The sequence below is a fragment of the Shimia aestuarii genome (assembly GCF_022814865.1).
Lineage (GTDB): Bacteria > Pseudomonadota > Alphaproteobacteria > Rhodobacterales > Rhodobacteraceae > Shimia > Shimia aestuarii_A.
Window position 1 is genome coordinate 18,390 of record NZ_JAKVRD010000021.1, and the last position, 15,985, is coordinate 34,374.

Consider the following 15,985-nt stretch of genomic DNA (forward strand, 5'->3'; position numbering starts at 1 on the left):
GGTCACAGTTTCCGTGTCATCAGCATATAGCGGTCGCGTGCGCGAAACCCACTGCGTGTATAGAGTTTCTGTGCCGCGGTGTTGTCCTGATCGACCTCGAGGTGAATCGCGCGCACCCCCGCTTGACCAAGCGCAAGCGGCAGCGCGCTTAGAACCTCAGTAGCGATTCCACGCCCGCGCACGGCGCGCCGAATATAAAGTTCATCGACGAACGCATCCATACCACCAAACTCCACGCTCCAGCCGAAGGTCACCACGATATATCCAATCGGCGCCCGTCTCGGCCCGATAAGGTAGACCGCCCCAAGTGGTGAGCCGTCCAAAAGCGGCTGGATCGCCGCACGGCGCATCTCTTCGCTTTGCACGATCGCGGCCTCTTCGTGAAAGGCGGCGACAAGCGGCAAGAGGGCTTCGATATGCTCGGGGCGTGCGAGATGCAGGGCTGTCGTCATGGTGGGCCCTTTCGGCGCGTCTGGGAGGTCATCAGGCACCGCAAGGTTGCGTGCGGGGCGAAACTGGCAGGGCAGGGCACAGAAGTAAACGCAAGCCCCGGCGAAAAGGCAAAGAATCGCCCGGATCGTCGCGCAAGGAAAAGGCGGCCCCCTCTCGGACGCCGCCTCGTTCTATTCCCGATCTATGGCCGATCAGCCGTCGAAGTCGACTTCTTCAGTGATCCGAAGTGCCGCCGGCCGTTGCGCCGCAAGCGTCATCAGGTTGACGTCATCGGCCTCAAACGTGCCCCAGCTTTGCACAAGCGGATCTGCCTCGGTGCCCGGTGCGATCGGGTATTCGAAGTTGGCCTTGGCATAGATTTCCTGCGCCGTCGGGGAAGAGAGGAACTCCATCAGCTTGAGCGCGTTCTCCGGGTTCGGCGCGTTCTTCGCCATCGCCACACCCGAGATGTTCACATGGGTGCCCGCACCCTCAAAGGTCGGGAACAACACGTTGACGCTCTCGGCCCAGGCCTTCTGTTCCTCGTCGTTGAGCATCTTGCCCATGTAATAGGTGTTGCCGATGGCAATGTCGCATTCGCCCGCCCAGATTGCCTTGACCTGCGCGCGGTCATTGCCCTGCGGCTTGCGCGCGAGGTTGGCCTTGATGCCTTCGAGCCACGTCTTGGCCCCATCCTCACCATGGTGATGCACCACGGCCGACGTCAGCGCGATGTTATAGGCATGCATGCCCGAACGCGTACAGATACGGCCCTTCCATTTCGGATCGGCAAGGTCTTCGTAGGTTGTCACCTCATCCGCCGCGACGCGGTCTTTCGAGGCATAGACGATCCGCGCCCGTGTCGTCAGGCCAAACCAATGACCGTCCGGATCGCGATACTGCGCCGGAACGTTCTCGGTCAGCACGTCGGAAGCGACCGGTTGGGTCAACCCAGCACCGACAACGGCCGACAAGCGCGAGATATCGACGGTAAACACAAGATCGGCGGGAGAGCGTTTGCCCTCGGCCTGCATCCGCTCCACCATACCTTTCTTGAGGTAGGCGACATTGACCGTGATCCCGGTTTCCTCGGTAAAGGCATCGGTGAGCGGGGCAATCAGGTGCGGTTGACGGTAGGAATAGACGTTGACCTCTTCGGCCAGCACCGGTGCTGCGACGGATGCGGCGGCAACTGCAAACCATGCGGTTTTGAATGTCTGAAACATGGGACTCCTCAATTCGCTCGCGAGTTTCATTCCGCGCCTCGATACAGAGTATTTTTGTCAGGATCAATAACTGAATGTTTTATTCAGGTATTTCGATATCTGCCTTGGCGCGCTTCTCCTCGGCCTTCACCGCGTTCCAAAGCGCGTCCATCTCCTCAAGAGTGCTGTCCTCGGGCCGCTTGCCCATCTCCGCAAGTCGCGCCTCGATCCCCTCAAACCGGCGGGTGAATTTCGCATTGGCGGCGCGCAACGCGCCTTCCGGTTCGACCCCCAAATGCCGGGCGAGGTTGGCCATCACGAACAGAAGGTCGCCCATCTCTTCTTCGATTTCCGCCTGGCTCAGGCTGTCGCGTGCCTCGACAAGCTCGCCGGCTTCTTCCGCGATCTTGTCGATCACATGCCCCGCATCGGGCCAGTCGAACCCGACTCGCGCCGCGCGTTTCTGAAGCTTTAAGGCCCGCAATAGCGCGGGCAAACCAACCGCAACGCCATCCAGCGTCCCATGCTGCGCTTTCGCGGCACGCTCTGCCGCCTTGACGGTCTCCCAATCGCGGGTCTGCTGCTCTGCGGATTTCTCCCGGTCCTCGTCGCCAAAGACATGCGGGTGACGCGCCACCATCTTGTCCGACATCGTGTCGGCCACCTCGTCAAAGGTGAACAGCCCGCGCTCTGTCGCCATCTGTGCATGAAACACCGATTGGAACAGGAGATCCCCAAGCTCCCCCTTCAACTCGTCCCAGGCCTCACGCTCGATTGCATCGGCCACCTCATAGGCTTCTTCGATCGTGTAGGGGGCGATGGTGGCAAAATCCTGCTCGATATCCCACGGGCATCCCGTTTCCGGATCGCGCAAGCGCCGCATGATCTCAAGGAGGCGCGGCATTCCGCCGTTCGGGTTGAGGATGAGGGGGTCTTCGGCCATTGCACGTTTCTCCGATCCGATGTTGAGTGCATATCAATTGATCCCCCAACCGGAGTCCACCCCATGCCCGTGATTAACAGTATCGCAGCCAATGCCGAGGAAATGCAGGGGTGGCGGCGGCACTTGCACGCGAATCCCGAGATCGAGTTTGACTGTCATCAGACAGCCGCCTTTGTCATGGATCGCCTGCGGGAGTTTGGTGTCGACGCGATCCACGATGGAATCGCAACCTCCGGCCTTGTTGCCATCATTGAAGGCAAAGGGCAGGGCGGCACCATCGGTCTGCGCGCTGATATGGATGCGCTCCCAATGCCCGAAACCACTGGTCTCGACTATGCCTCGACCAACGAAGGTGCGATGCATGCCTGTGGCCACGATGGACATACGACCATGCTTTTGGGGGCTGCGAAGTACCTCTGCGAGACGCGCAATTTCGCGGGCCGTGTCGCGCTGATCTTTCAACCCGCCGAAGAAGGCGGCGGTGGTGCGGGCGTGATGGTCGAGGAGGGGATCATGGAACGCTTTGCCATCGACGAGGTCTATGCGCTCCATAACCTGCCCGATCTGCCGGTCGGTCATTTCGAGACGACCCCGGGGCCGATCATGGCCGCCGTGGACGAATTTCACATCGACATTCGCGGCAAAGGTGGTCACGCGGCCTTTCCGCAGGATTGTATCGACCCCGTGGCCGCTGCCGTCGCAATCGCGCAGGCATTGCAGACGATCCTGAGCCGCAATCATGACACGCGCCAAGAGGCCGTGGTCTCCCTGACCCAGATTCACACAGGATCGACCGATAACGTGATTCCCGATACCGCCTATCTGAACGGCACCGTTAGGACCTTCGATCCCAAGGTGCAGGAGATGATCCGCCGCCGTATGCAAGAGATCGTTGCCGGGCAGGGGGCGTCCTTTGGAGTCGAGGCGACTCTGCGCTACGAGATGCACTATCCGGCGACGATCAATGACGCCGGCAAGGTGGGCTTCGCCGCCGCTGTGGCCGCCGAGATTTCCGGGACCGAAGCCGTCGAGGCCAACCGCCCGATGGAAATGGGTGCCGAGGATTTCTCTTACATGCTCGAGAAGCGTCCGGGCGCCTATCTCTTCATCGGTCAGGGCGAAAGTGCCGGCCTGCATCACCCGAAATACGATTTCAACGATGAGGTCTCACCCATCGGCGCGTCGTTCTTTGCCCGCCTTGTTGAACGGGCCTTGCCGCTCGAGGGGTAAAACGCGCACCACCGCGATACAGACGCAATACCGACGTAATACCGACGTTGGTTTTTGCCGCTTGACTTGGGCGTGAGGCAGGTCAAAAATTTGATCAAATAGGGGGATCAGATCATGGCACTCGAAGACGCGAAAACCAAAGTTGACGAGGCGTTTACCCGTTCGGATCTGCGCGGATGCAGTTTTGAGAACACTTTTGGCGGTGCGACATCCTTCCTGCGTCGCCGCTATACCAAGGATCTGACGGGGGTGGATATCGCTGTCACCGGCGTGCCCTTCGATCAAGCCGTGACCAATCGCCCCGGCACCCGCCTTGGACCCCGCGCCATCCGTGAAGCGTCCGCGCTGCAAAGCCCGGATGCGCCTTATGGTTGGAATTTCAACGTGTTAGAGGACTGCTCTATTGTCGATTACGGCGATGTGGCCTTTGACTATGCCAAGGTGTCTGACTTTCCCGATACGCTCACCGCGCATATTCGCGGCATTCTTGATGCCGGTGCGGCAAGCGTGACGCTTGGCGGGGATCACTACATTACCTTCCCGATCCTCAAGGCTTACGCCGAGAAATACGGACCGCTGTCGCTTCTACAGTTCGATGCCCACACGGATACCTGGGCCGATGACGACATGGAGCGCATTGACCATGGCACGATGTTCTACAAGGCCGTGAAGCTCGGCCTAGTCGATCCCGCCCGCTCTGTGCAGGTCGGCATCCGCACCACCAACGAAGACACACTCGGCGTCAACATCATCGACGCCCGCGAGGTGCATGAGCGAGGCCCGGTGGAAACTGTGAACAAGATCAAAGAGATACTGGGCGATTCTGCGACCTACCTCACCTTCGATATTGATGCTCTGGACCCGGCCTTCGCGCCTGGAACCGGGACGCCCGTCTGGGGCGGCCTGACCTCTGGGCAGGTGGCGATGATGCTGCGCGATCTGGCTGGGATCAACATGGTGGGCGGTGATATCGTCGAGGTGTCCCCGCCCTTCGACACCACAGGCGCTACGGCCATCGCCGGCGCCCATGTCGCGACCGAGTTGCTGAGCCTCTGGGCGGCGGGTAGACGCTAATTAACATCAATTTGCCCTGTTCCTGTCTTCTCAACCGCAAAATCCACGGTTAAGTTTATCTGTACGGGTCGATCGTATCAGTCTGTGTGTTAACGAGTGCCCGACCCGGTTATTTTGATCGAATTTATTGTCACGTGGTGCCCAGATGCTCTGGATCGGAGTCTGCCTCCTCCCCCTCATCCTCCTAGCCCACATCCGCCTCGCCCCATCCGCGGTGGAGCGGTGGCATGTTGCTCCGGAGATGCGTGAAGACCGGGATTTTAACAATGGCGTGTTTCGTTGTGTGATAACCGGTGGATCTGGTTTGCGGCGGTTTGACCGGATCGTCGACTCAGATCCGCGGACCAAGCGCCTTGCCGGTACTGTGGAGCAGGGAATGATCACCTATATCACGCGGTCACGTATGATTGGATTTCCAGATTACACGACGGTGTTGCAGGCCGGTGAAGAGCTATTGATCCATGCGAGATCAAGATTTGGTCGCCGGGATTTCGGCGTCAATGCCGTACGTGTTGAGCGATGGATCGACGCTCTGACCGCCTATTGACCGAAGGCGCGAGGATAGGCATCCGGGGGATATTTCTCGCCACATCGGGACATTGAGCGACATTTGGCATTGCGCCGTGAACATGCGGCCGTCGACCTGAAGGCAGATGGTTTCGCCGAGTTCGATCCGCGCACCGCCCGTATCGGTGCAATAGCACTCGACGGTCTTGCCGTTCATGTTGTAATCGGCGAAGGCCGGTGCGGCGAGAAGAGAGCATATGAAAACGAGCGATCTCATCTTGCCATGTTACACGAAATGCGCCTCTTGACCAAGTTGCGGGATTGGCCCACTTAACCTCATGGTTCCGATAGAACGTCTTCAACAGATCAGCCAGCGCTTCGAGTATCTCGAGGCAAAGATGGCAGAAGGGGCAGCGGGCGAGGATATCGCCGCGTTGGCCAAAGAATATTCCGACCTCAAGCCCGTGGTCGAGCAGATTGCCGCGTACCAACGCCTTCAGTCTGACCTAGAGGAGGCTGAGCTTATGCTCGAGGATCCGGACATGCGGGAACTGGCCGAGGAGGAGCTTCCAGAGTTACGTTCAAAGCTACCCGAAGCCGAGCATGCGCTTCAGCTCGCACTTCTGCCTCGGGATGCGGCAGATGTTCGGCCCGCGATGATCGAAATCCGACCTGGCACGGGAGGGGATGAAGCTGCGCTCTTTGCGGGGGATTTGCTTCGGATGTACCAACGCTATGCCGAAGCCCGTGGTTGGAAGTTCGAAATAATCGAAGAGCAACAGACAGAGCTTGGCGGGATCAAGGAGGTCGTTGGCCACATAAAGGGCGAGAACGTCTTTGCACGGTTGAAGTATGAGTCCGGCGTACACCGGGTCCAGCGGGTACCTGAGACCGAAAGCGGCGGGCGTATTCATACCTCCGCAGCGACGGTTGCGGTTCTGCCCGAGGCGGAGGATGTCGATATCCAAATCGACCCAAACGACCTTCGTATTGATACGATGCGTTCTTCCGGTGCGGGCGGGCAGCACGTCAACACGACGGATTCCGCTGTGCGGATCACCCACCTGCCGACAGGGATTGTCGTGACCTCTTCTGAGAAGTCCCAGCACCGCAATCGAGAGATCGCGATGCAAGTTCTAAAAACACGTCTCTACGATGTAGAACGCCAGCGGATCGACAGTGAACGGTCTGCCGACCGCAAGAGCCAGGTCGGTTCCGGGGACCGTTCGGAACGTATCCGGACATATAATTTTCCGCAGGGACGAATGACGGACCACAGGATCAATCTGACGCTCTACAAGCTGGATGCGGTCATGGGGGGCGATCTGGACGAAGTAATCGACGCCCTCACAGCAGATGATCAAGCGCGGATGCTTGCGGAGATGGAAGGGTGACGACACTTCGGGACGCGCTGGCCGAGGGTGTTCGGCGGCTCTTGGAGGCAGGAATTGCAGGCGCCCCGAGGGACGCTCGCGCGCTCCTTGCGGCGGCATCTCATATTGCGCCGGATCGTATTTTTCTCGAGGGCGATATGGTGCTGTCAGACCCAAACCTTTTTGACGAGATGATCGCACGTCGGGTCAAAGGAGAACCTGTCGCGAAAATCATTGGCGAGCGGTTGTTCTGGGGCCGGTCCTTTACGATCACGCGCGATACGCTTGATCCGCGCCCGGAAACAGAAACCTTGATCGCAGCGGCGCTTGAGACGGGGCCGGTTGAGCGGTTCGTAGATCTTGGAACTGGTAGCGGGATCATCGCCGTGACCCTTCTTGCGGAATGGCCCGAAACCCACGCGGTCGCAACCGATGTCAGCCCAGAGGCCATCGCCGTTGCACAAGAGAACGCGTCACGGCACGGGGTGCTTGATCGTCTTCGGTTTGTTCAACTGTCGTCGCAAGATTGTTGGTTTCCGGAGAGTCTTGCGCCTTGCGATCTAATCCTATCGAACCCGCCATATATTTCCGAGGACGAGATGGCGGAACTGTCGCGCGAGGTTCTTGAGCACGATCCTCATATTGCGCTGTCACCCGGCGGCGACGGGATGGATCCCTATCGTAAGATCGCGTCTTCGGCGTGGTCCTATCTGCGTCCTGATGGGCGGGTTTTGGTTGAGATCGGTTGGCAGCAGGGCGACGCCGTCACCGAGATTTTCCAAAAGGCCGGTTTCAGGACTGTTTCCTGCTTGCCCGATATGGATGGGCGGGATCGGGTGATTGTCGCCGAAGGGGCATAAACTGCGGCAAAAAGCCCACTGTTTGCCAGTAAACTCGTAAGAAAGCCCTTGTGTATACAGGGTCATGCCATTACTCAGGGGGTGTTCACAAGGCGACGGACTTTGCTCCTGTCCCTGCGAACACCAAGCCAGAAAGTCGTCGTCCGGAACCACTGAGCGCAAGAGGCGCGAAACGGGCTGATCGACCGTCATAGACTCAAGGCTGGATAGCAAAACACATGAGATCTTCCAAATCCCGTTCGCGGAACAAGAATAACCGCAACCGTCCTTCGGGCAATATCGTCAACCGCGTGTTTGACAGCTCAGGCCCTGAGGGCAAGGTGCGAGGCACCCCGCAGCAGATTATCGACAAGTACAACCAGCTTGCCCGGGACGCGCAGTTGGCCAATGACCGTGTTGCGACCGAGAACTTTCAGCAGCACGCGGAACATTACTTACGTCTTCTTTCCGAAGCACAGCGCGAAATGGACGCGCGCCGCGAGGAACAGGAGCGTCAGAATCGTGAGCGTCAGGCAGAGCGTGACCGCGAGCGCCAAGAACGGATGGACCGCCAAGAACGCGAGTCCAACAACGGCGGCCAAAAGGCGCAAGATCCCGGCGAGACACCGCAACCTGAAGTGATTGACGTGTCCGCAGATGGCGGTCTTGTCGAGACCCCCGAGACTAAGGTTGCGGAGAAACCGAAACCTGCGCGTAAGCCAAGAAGTTCTTCCAAGAAAAAGGCTTCGGAAGCGACGCAGAGCGCTGATAATGACGGCGATACGAAAGCGGCTGAGTAAGCCGGTCATTTCGCCGCCAGAGAGAAAGCCCGGACGATCTGTCCGGGCTTTTTGTCATCTATGATTTGTCGACTTCGCGTGCGAGTGCGCAGAAAGCCTCGATTGAGACCTGTTCCGCGCGTTCTGTAGGTTTGATTCCCGCTGCAATGAGCCTGTCTTCGATGTCCGGAGCCGTCCCCTTCAGCGCGGCGCGCAGCATCTTCCGTCTTTGGTTGAAGGCAGCGGCGACAACGCGGCTCAATGTTGCCGCGTTCGCCGGGTAGCGGGGAGCGGGTAGGGCGTTGAGATGGACGACCGCACTACTGACTTTTGGCGGTGGCGTGAAGGCACCGGGCGGCAGAGACAGAACGATTTTCGCATCTGCGCGCCATTGCGACAGGATCGCGAGACGTCCGTAGGCTTTTGAACCCGGCTGCGCCACGATCCGGTCTGCCACTTCACGCTGGAACATCAGGGTGAGGCTTTGCCAGAAGGGTGGCCATTCGGGTGGTGTCAGCCAACGCACGAGAAGCTCCGTCCCTACATTATACGGAAGGTTCGCCGCGACGCGCACCGGCGCTCTTAGATGGGCAAGTGGGTCGATCTCGAGCGCGTCTCCATTCAAGACCTCGAGACGACCAGGGTAGGCTGCCGCGATCTCTTCGAGCGCTGGAATACAGCGTGTGTCTTTCTCGATGGCAAGGACTTTGCGCGCACCTTCAGAAAGAAGCCCGCGCGTCAGCCCCCCTGGTCCGGGTCCGATCTCAAGCACATCACATTCGCTCAGGTCACCAGCTTGTCGGGCGATCTTGGCTGTCAGGTTCAGGTCGAGAAGGAAGTTCTGGCCTAGCGATTTACGCGCGGAGAGGCCGTGATCGGCAATCACTTGGCGCAATGGGGGCAGGGTGTCGATCGCGCTCATAGATCAGGCTCCTGCTCGCGATTGCGCCATACGCTGTGCCATACGCAACGCTTCGATGAGGCTCGATGGATTGGCCTTTCCCATTCCGGCGATGTCGAAGGCGGTGCCATGATCGGGAGAGGTGCGAATAAAGGGGAGCCCGAGCGTAACATTGACGCCCTTGTCAAAGTCGAGGGTCTTAATCGGCACGAGGGCCTGATCGTGATACATGCACACCGCGGCGTCATAGCGCGCACGCGCAGCGGCGTGAAACATGGTGTCGGCCGGGAGAGGGCCGGTCAGGTTCATACCTTCTGTCTTGAGGCGTTCCACAACTGGCGCGATCAATTCAATCTCTTCTGTGCCCATTGCGCCACCTTCACCAGCATGCGGGTTCAGGCCCGAGACCGCAATAAGGGGTGCGTCGATCCCAAATTGGTCTGTCAAACCCGTGGCTGTGATCCGCAGCGTTTCTTCGAGGAGGGAGGCCGTAAGGGCGTGCGGTACATCCGACAAGGGAATATGGATCGTCGTCGGGACCACCCTGAGTTGGTCAGAGGCAAGCATCATCACAACCCGATCAACGCCCGCAAGGTGCGCGAGGAATTCTGTATGACCGGGAAAGGCGAATGCCGCCCCGTCCTTAAGCGCCTTCTTGTGGATTGGCGCCGTGCATATGGCGGATGCAAGCCCTTCCTTTGCAAGATCAACCGCGCATGCGATCGCATCAATGACACCTGACGCGTTCAGAGGATCCGGTTCGCCAGGCACCGCATCCCCTTCGAAGGCGAGCGGTAAAACCGGAAGCGCCTTTGCGGACACCTTCCGTGCTTTGGAAGGTTCGGAAATCAGTCGGTGCGCCACGGTGCCGGGGAGGTGGCGCGGGTCGCCAATCAAGAAGAACGGCACGTCGTCACGCAGGACGTCCCACGCTTTCTCGGCGAGCTCCGGACCGATCCCTGCCGGTTCGCCGCAACTTAGGGCGATCGGGGCGGCGGTCATTTCTGTACGATCGTCGTCTCGGCCCGAAGCTGCTCGAGGTAGCCATCCGCGAAAGACATCAGGCGCTGACCCCGAAGCGATTGCGCGACATCTTCGCGAGAGACGGTTTCCTCTTTGAGTTCTGCCGTGCGACCACACATCATCAGGAAGACGAGAGCTTGTCCACCATCACTCGTCGGGCGGGTCAGTGCCGTCGAGACTTCGCCTTCGTCAAGCTTGGCAAGCTCGAGGGCATAGTCGCGGGGAAGTTTTCCAGGCGCGAGGGCTTCACGGACAAGCACGTTTTCGGGTTTGCCATAGGCCTCCCCATAAAGGTCATCGCAGGTATCCACGCGGTCTTTCATCTCGGCCGCAGTCTTAAGCGCGTCTTCGCTATAGCCACCGGGGATCATATAGGCGGCGTATTCGATCGCAGAGTAATTTGGCGCGGGCATGCTAGTCTCACGCTTGCCACGCATCATGAACACAGCCATTGCATTCGGAAGCGGGATCGGGTCCGTCACATCGCCTGGACCAAGCGCCATGAGAACAGGGCGCAGTTGAGGCGGCAGTTTGGTGATCGAGATCCAGTTCAGGCGGCCCCCATCTTCGCGGGTTGCCGCTTGTGAATAGGTTTTCGCGGCTTCTTCGAAGTCACCTTGGTTGTTGATTTGGCTAAGTTGAAGCGCGAGAGACTGGACCTGTTCGGCGGTCTGCGGAGTCACGGGAATCACGATCTCCGAAAGCAGAACGTTCACACCGCCAGCGCCGGTGTTTGAGGCAATCGCTCGGTTGATTTCATCTTCTGTGACGGCGACGCTGCTCCCGAACCGGGTCTGCACCACGCCTTGCCACGAGATGCGCGCATAAAGAAATGCGCGGAGAGTTTCTTCTTCGACGCCCTCGTTCGCAAGCGCTTCGATCAATTGCGCCGGCTCCATGTTGAGACGTTCGGCAAATGATTTCAGCGCCGCGTCCATGCCGCCTTCGCTTGGAGCGATCCCCATACGTTCAGCAGCCATGAGTTGAAGGCGTTCATCGACGAGTTGTTTGCGCGCTTCTTTACGAGGATCGCCGGGGAACTTCATAAGGGCCAGAAGCAGCGTGCGCTGTTCAATCTCGAAATAGGTAACGACTTTCTCACCGACAAAGACAGCTGGCGAGAAGGCACTTTGCGCATAGGCCGGTGTTGAGAGGCCGATACACAGGGCCAGCGTGGACATGAGGGCGGACAGGCGGGAGAGGGCGCGGGGCGCTTTCATGAGAATTCTGGTCCTGCGTTAGTTACGGCACGTGCGGTTATAGCTTTTATCTGCCGATCGGGCGCTGAAGCCAAGGAGGGCAACAGTCAGTCCGATATCGGTGCTCGGTCGCACGGTAGCGGATGTTGTGAAGTTGCGCGAGATGGAAAGGCCGATCTTGACGCATTCGTTGCGATATTCGAGGCCGATCCCCGCTGCGGCGGATTGGCTTGAGGCGACATCATAACGCCAGTCAGCGAGGGCCGTCCAGTTTCGGTGAAGGCGGTAGCGGCTATCCAAGACCCACTCCGAAAGGCGGGATGCGCGGTTTTCGGCAACGTCAGTTTCGAGCCAAATCACACTGGCATCAAGCCAGAGCTTGCGGTTGGACCATCCGAGGCGCGCTGAGGCTTTGCTCAACCCGCCCGACCAGTCAAACAGCCCGCGCGCCATCAGCGAAAGGCCATCTTGCGTCGTCAGTTGGCCCGCGACGAGCAGATTGGAGCGTGTGCCTGAGAGACCGGAGCTTTGCGTAAAGTCGGGATGCGCGGTCCTATGGTAGACCTGACCAAGCGAGAAATGCGCTTGCCACCCTTCTGGATCAAATCGCGACCAGTTCACGCCGACTGCTGCGGTGGCTCCGCGTTCGCGCCGATCCCCGGCCGGGAAACGCGACAGAGAAAGCAGGTTGCCTTCATCGAATTCTACCCGCGTGCTTTCATCATTGGCCACGGTCGCAATCAGCGGATCGCCACCGCTCCAGCCGATTTGGGCCACAGGTTCGAGAACTTGCGTGACACCGTTCGCCGAAACACGTGCCATAGGGTAACGCATATGGGCGGCAAAGCTGGGTGTCAGTTGGGATTCCGTCCCCTCGAGGGCTGTATCTTGCGATGTCTTGATGCCATCGAAGACAAGCTCACCCGTCATCCCTGTGCGCAGGCCGCTCGAGTGGGTCCAGTTGCGTCTCCACCACAGGCTTGCCGTGGCGCGCTGAACATCGCGACCATCAACAATCGGTCCTGAAATCGGATCGGTATCCGGCCCGTCTATCGGGAGGGTGGATTGTCGTTGATGGCTTCGTAACTCGAGATTTAGCCGGGCTTCCCCGCCAAGCGCTTCGGGAAAGAACCGCCGTTCGGTTTCTGCGACGGCCATAATCGTCGGAATGGTATTGTTGTCTTCGCTTGCGCGCAGCGACTGTACGTGGAGGACAGCATAGCGCGTGTACTCGTCACGGCGAGTGCGTTCGACCGTAACGTTGCTATTCAGACGGTCGTAGTCCGAGTAGTCGTAGTCGAGCAGATAAGCATCATCCGACGCATATTTGACATCGAAACTTAGGCGGTAGTCATTGGGCAAGGTGAAATACCCGTCCGCAAACAGGAAGTAGCGCGGTTGGTTCGGATGGATCGAGTCATCTGAGAACGCCCCGTTGACTTCGATACCACCGTTTCGAAACGCTTGGCGGTAGCGATACTCGAGCGTCTTGGTGTTCTTCCCGAGATAGGGCGTCAAAGTCAGATCGCGGTGTGGCCCGAGAGTTAGGAAGTACGGCACTTTGATGCCGAACCCGAGTTTGCTGTTCTGGTGGAACTCTGGGATCAGAAATCCGCTCGCGCGTTTCAGCGTCGGATCAGGCAGACGCAGCTGCGGGAAATAGAAGATTGGAACATCAAGAACGCGGAACTGCGCGTTGTCAAAATAGATTTGGCGCTCTTCTTGGTCGTGCACAATGCGCTGCGCTCGAATCTGCCAAAGGGGAGCTTCGCCGTCTTCGCAGACCCGGCATGAACTCACTTTGGCTTTGTGAAGGACGTTGTAGCGGCCTTCAACGCGGCTCATCTGTGTCGTCGCCATCTGAAGTTGTTGGTCGAGAACGACACGGGCACTCTTCAAAAGGGCGTTCTGAAACCCAGTGTCGAGCTCGGCGTAATCAGCAAGAACGCGGACGATCTCGCCTTGCTCGATGTAGATCGGGCCGGTCACTGTGACCTTGTTGCGGGCGCCGTCATATTCGATTTTGGAGGCACGTATCCGCACATCGCCTTGAAGAGCTTCGACTCGGCCCTGCGCAACAAGGCGATCCGCGCCGGTCACGTAGACGGTATCGGCAACCAAGACCATATTGCCCCCGGTATCGCCCGTCTGAGCCGATGCCGGAGCCGTGATGCCAACCAATGCGGCCAGCGAAAGTGTTCGAAGGGCAGCCTTCATCCGTCCTCCATATGCAACAAAAGTCCCAGTGCCAATAAGACACTTGCGACAGGCGGCGCCCACGCGGCCAATGCGACCGGGATTTGTCCATTTTCCCCGAGTATTTGCGCGAAATTACGCACGTAATACAAGGCAAACCCTGTCATGACAGCAATCAGAACCGCCAATCCGGTGCGCCCGAAGCGCGCATGTCGCATTGTGAAGGCCGCCGCGACAAGAACCATGGCGGCCAAGAAGAGTGGCTGCGCCAGTTCCATCTGCAACCAAACCGCATGCCGTCGGGCAGAAAACCCAGCGTCTTCAAGGTCTTGAATGAACTCCGGCAAATCCCAGACGGAAATCACGGATGGTGTTCCGAAACTGTCCCGAATCCGGTCGAGCGTTAGCGTGCTGTCAAGCATCAGGACATCATGCGTGCGCTTGCCAGTTTCTGGGTTGAGCCCAGGCGTCAACGGCCAGGCACTGGCATTCTCTAGGCGCCATGCGCCATCGGAGAGGCGTGCGTTCTCGGCCTCGATTCGTGTCGAGACCCGACCGCTTGGATCGTAGGTAACGATTGAAACGTCAAAGAACACGCTTGCGTCTGGATTTGTCGAAGTGGCATGTATCACCGCTTGGCCGTTGGCGCCGCCTTGGCGCATCCAGAGGCCCTCGCTTGAAATCGAGAGGGCAGCGGCTTCGCCAGAACGGTATCGCTCAGCAAGTTGATGATACCGGTCCGTTGTCGCGGCTACGATTGGGTTGAATGTTGAGACAGACACAAGTCCCAAGAGAAGCGCGACGATGATAGGAGAGAGCAACGTGATCATCGCCGAGCGTCCGCTTGCACGGACCACAACCAGTTCACTCGATCGGGCGAGGGCGATGAAAAGTGCGATCGCAGCAAGAATGACGATCAGCGGAAGGATTTGATAGAGGCCTTCGGGTGACTTGAGAAGCGTGAGCCTCAAAATCGCACCAAAACCAATCTCATCGACGTTGAAACGCCGGAGTTGCTCCATCAGGTCAACAAGCGCCAATAGGGCAAAGAAAATGGCGCCGATACCTGCGACCGTCCAAAGGAACTTGCGTGCGAAATAATAGTGGATCGTCATGCTGTGGCCCCCGCTCGTAGCCGCAGCGGATGCGCGGAAAACCACAGGAGACCGAAACTCAAAGCAAAGCCGAGGAGTGACGGCAAGTAAATCAGGGGCCAGAGCTGTCCGTCCGATCGAACGGGATCAAGCGTGGCGCTTCGGATGATCTCCAGAGAAATCAGCAAGACAAACGCCACAATGATCTGCCGCCAAACGCCAAACCGGCTAAATCCGCCGAGAAGCAGGGTCGCGAAGCCGACGATTGCGGCAGAAAGAACCATCAACGGACGATTGAAGCGTCCGTGCGCTTCTTCAAGGATCCAACCGCGCGACGTGTTCAATTCTTCGGAGACAGCTTCGCTATGTAGAAGAAGCTCGGCCGTCCCGATATGCTCAAGAGCGCGTTTTCGCTTGGTCTTGTCTACAATCAACCGACTGATGTCATAAGTGAAGTCAGAGAAGTTCGTGGTAAATAGGCGGTCGTCAGCCTCAACATGAATCTGCGACAATCCATCCACCATGACCAGCTTTGCCCCGGTCTCCGAATTCAGAAGATAGGCTTCGGCAGCGGTATAGGTCGAGACTTCGCCGGGCTTTCGGCGATCCGAGAGGAAGACATCGCGTAGGACGCCGTCCGGAGTAATATCGCGAATGTAGAAGGTAATGCCCTCGGTCGGATGCAAGAACGTGCCTTCACTCAACAACCTCGCGGTTACGTTCTCTGTGATCTGGTTCTGGCGGAAATTGAGTTGCGCAGTACTGCGAGGCACGAGCACATGCATCAACATGCTCATCATCAGAGCAACAAGCACACCAAACACAAAGACCGGACGGGCGAGTCGCCAAGGGCTAAAGCCTGTGGCTTGCATCACTGTGAGTTCGCTCTCACTACTCAGCCGGTTGGTGACGTAGACCGCTGCCGCAAAGACTGACATCGGCAAAACAAGTCGGATGACATTCGGCAGGCTCAGAAAGGTGAACTCAAGGAAAACGCCCGCAGATTGGCCGTTCACGATCAGCTGATCGAACAACACCACAGCGCGATTGACCCAGTAGACGAGCACAAGAACCAACGCAAAGAAGCCAAACAGAACGAGAAGCTGCGACAGCATGTATCTGTCGAATCTGCTCACGCCTGATCTCCTTACCTTCTTAAATTCCACGCGGACACTAGAGGATTTGGTGAG

The 15,985-nt window shown here is 58.4% G+C and carries 15 protein-coding genes; 6 read left to right on the forward strand and 9 right to left on the reverse strand.

Annotation, left to right across the window (positions count from 1 at the left end):
• Nucleotides 1–2: 2 nt before the first annotated feature.
• From MK745_RS16380 to mazG, 3 genes are all read right to left on the reverse strand, one after another.
• A complete protein-coding gene (locus MK745_RS16380; RefSeq protein ID WP_243614311.1) occupies nucleotides 3–452 on the reverse strand; it encodes a GNAT family N-acetyltransferase in 450 nt (149 codons plus the stop codon).
• 192 nt (nucleotides 453–644) lie between these two features.
• Nucleotides 645–1,658: a Fe(3+) ABC transporter substrate-binding protein gene (locus MK745_RS16385; protein ID WP_243614312.1), complete on the reverse strand. Its 1,014-nt coding sequence runs from the start codon at nucleotides 1,656–1,658 to the stop codon at nucleotides 645–647.
• A 79-nt stretch (nucleotides 1,659–1,737) separates the two neighbouring features.
• Nucleotides 1,738–2,580 (reverse strand): nucleoside triphosphate pyrophosphohydrolase, encoded by an 843-nt coding sequence (gene mazG, locus MK745_RS16390; protein WP_243614313.1) that lies wholly within the window; start codon nucleotides 2,578–2,580, stop codon nucleotides 1,738–1,740.
• Nucleotides 2,581–2,643: 63 nt separating this feature from the next.
• Between mazG and MK745_RS16395 the strand changes: the two genes are divergently transcribed.
• The 6 genes from MK745_RS16395 (at nucleotide 2,644) to MK745_RS16425 (ending at nucleotide 8,403) form a co-directional block, all read left to right on the forward strand.
• Complete coding sequence (locus tag MK745_RS16395) at nucleotides 2,644–3,810, forward strand: M20 aminoacylase family protein (protein ID WP_243614314.1); 1,167 nt, start codon at nucleotides 2,644–2,646, stop codon at nucleotides 3,808–3,810.
• 114 nt (nucleotides 3,811–3,924) lie between these two features.
• On the forward strand, nucleotides 3,925–4,884 hold the full coding sequence (gene speB, locus MK745_RS16400; protein ID WP_243614315.1) for an agmatinase: 960 nt from the start codon (nucleotides 3,925–3,927) through the stop codon (nucleotides 4,882–4,884).
• Nucleotides 4,885–5,260: 376 nt separating this feature from the next.
• Entirely contained in the window at nucleotides 5,261–5,431 is a 171-nt protein-coding gene (locus MK745_RS16405; protein WP_243614316.1) for a DUF1499 domain-containing protein, read from the forward strand.
• 298 nt (nucleotides 5,432–5,729) lie between these two features.
• Nucleotides 5,730–6,785 (forward strand): peptide chain release factor 1, encoded by a 1,056-nt coding sequence (gene prfA / locus MK745_RS16415; RefSeq protein WP_243614318.1) that lies wholly within the window; start codon nucleotides 5,730–5,732, stop codon nucleotides 6,783–6,785.
• On the forward strand, nucleotides 6,782–7,624 hold the full coding sequence (gene prmC, locus MK745_RS16420) for a peptide chain release factor N(5)-glutamine methyltransferase (RefSeq protein WP_243614319.1): 843 nt from the start codon (nucleotides 6,782–6,784) through the stop codon (nucleotides 7,622–7,624). Before prfA ends, prmC begins: the two co-directional genes overlap by 4 nt.
• A 218-nt stretch (nucleotides 7,625–7,842) precedes the next feature.
• A complete protein-coding gene (locus tag MK745_RS16425; protein ID WP_243614320.1) occupies nucleotides 7,843–8,403 on the forward strand; it encodes a DUF4167 domain-containing protein in 561 nt (186 codons plus the stop codon).
• A 58-nt stretch (nucleotides 8,404–8,461) separates the two neighbouring features.
• Here the strand turns inward: MK745_RS16425 and rsmA are convergent, their stop codons facing one another.
• Genes rsmA through lptF form a run of 6 tightly spaced genes read right to left on the reverse strand, consistent with a single transcriptional unit; the run spans nucleotide 8,462 to nucleotide 15,931 of the window.
• On the reverse strand, nucleotides 8,462–9,304 hold the full coding sequence (gene rsmA / locus MK745_RS16430) for a 16S rRNA (adenine(1518)-N(6)/adenine(1519)-N(6))-dimethyltransferase RsmA (RefSeq protein ID WP_243614321.1): 843 nt from the start codon (nucleotides 9,302–9,304) through the stop codon (nucleotides 8,462–8,464).
• 3 nt (nucleotides 9,305–9,307) lie between these two features.
• On the reverse strand, nucleotides 9,308–10,285 hold the full coding sequence (gene pdxA, locus MK745_RS16435; RefSeq protein ID WP_243614322.1) for a 4-hydroxythreonine-4-phosphate dehydrogenase PdxA: 978 nt from the start codon (nucleotides 10,283–10,285) through the stop codon (nucleotides 9,308–9,310).
• Nucleotides 10,282–11,526, reverse strand: coding sequence for a peptidylprolyl isomerase (locus MK745_RS16440; RefSeq protein ID WP_243614323.1), 1,245 nt, complete (start codon nucleotides 11,524–11,526; stop codon nucleotides 10,282–10,284). Before MK745_RS16440 ends, pdxA begins: the two co-directional genes overlap by 4 nt.
• Nucleotides 11,527–11,544: 18 nt before the next feature.
• Nucleotides 11,545–13,722, reverse strand: coding sequence for an LPS-assembly protein LptD (locus MK745_RS16445; protein ID WP_243614324.1), 2,178 nt, complete (start codon nucleotides 13,720–13,722; stop codon nucleotides 11,545–11,547).
• Nucleotides 13,719–14,816, reverse strand: a complete 1,098-nt coding sequence (lptG, locus tag MK745_RS16450) for an LPS export ABC transporter permease LptG (RefSeq protein WP_243614325.1) — start codon at nucleotides 14,814–14,816, stop codon at nucleotides 13,719–13,721. The genes MK745_RS16445 and lptG overlap by 4 nt, the downstream gene beginning before the upstream one ends.
• A complete protein-coding gene (lptF, locus tag MK745_RS16455; RefSeq protein WP_243614326.1) occupies nucleotides 14,813–15,931 on the reverse strand; it encodes an LPS export ABC transporter permease LptF in 1,119 nt (372 codons plus the stop codon). The genes lptG and lptF overlap by 4 nt, the downstream gene beginning before the upstream one ends.
• Between the last annotated feature and the right edge of the window lie 54 nt (nucleotides 15,932–15,985).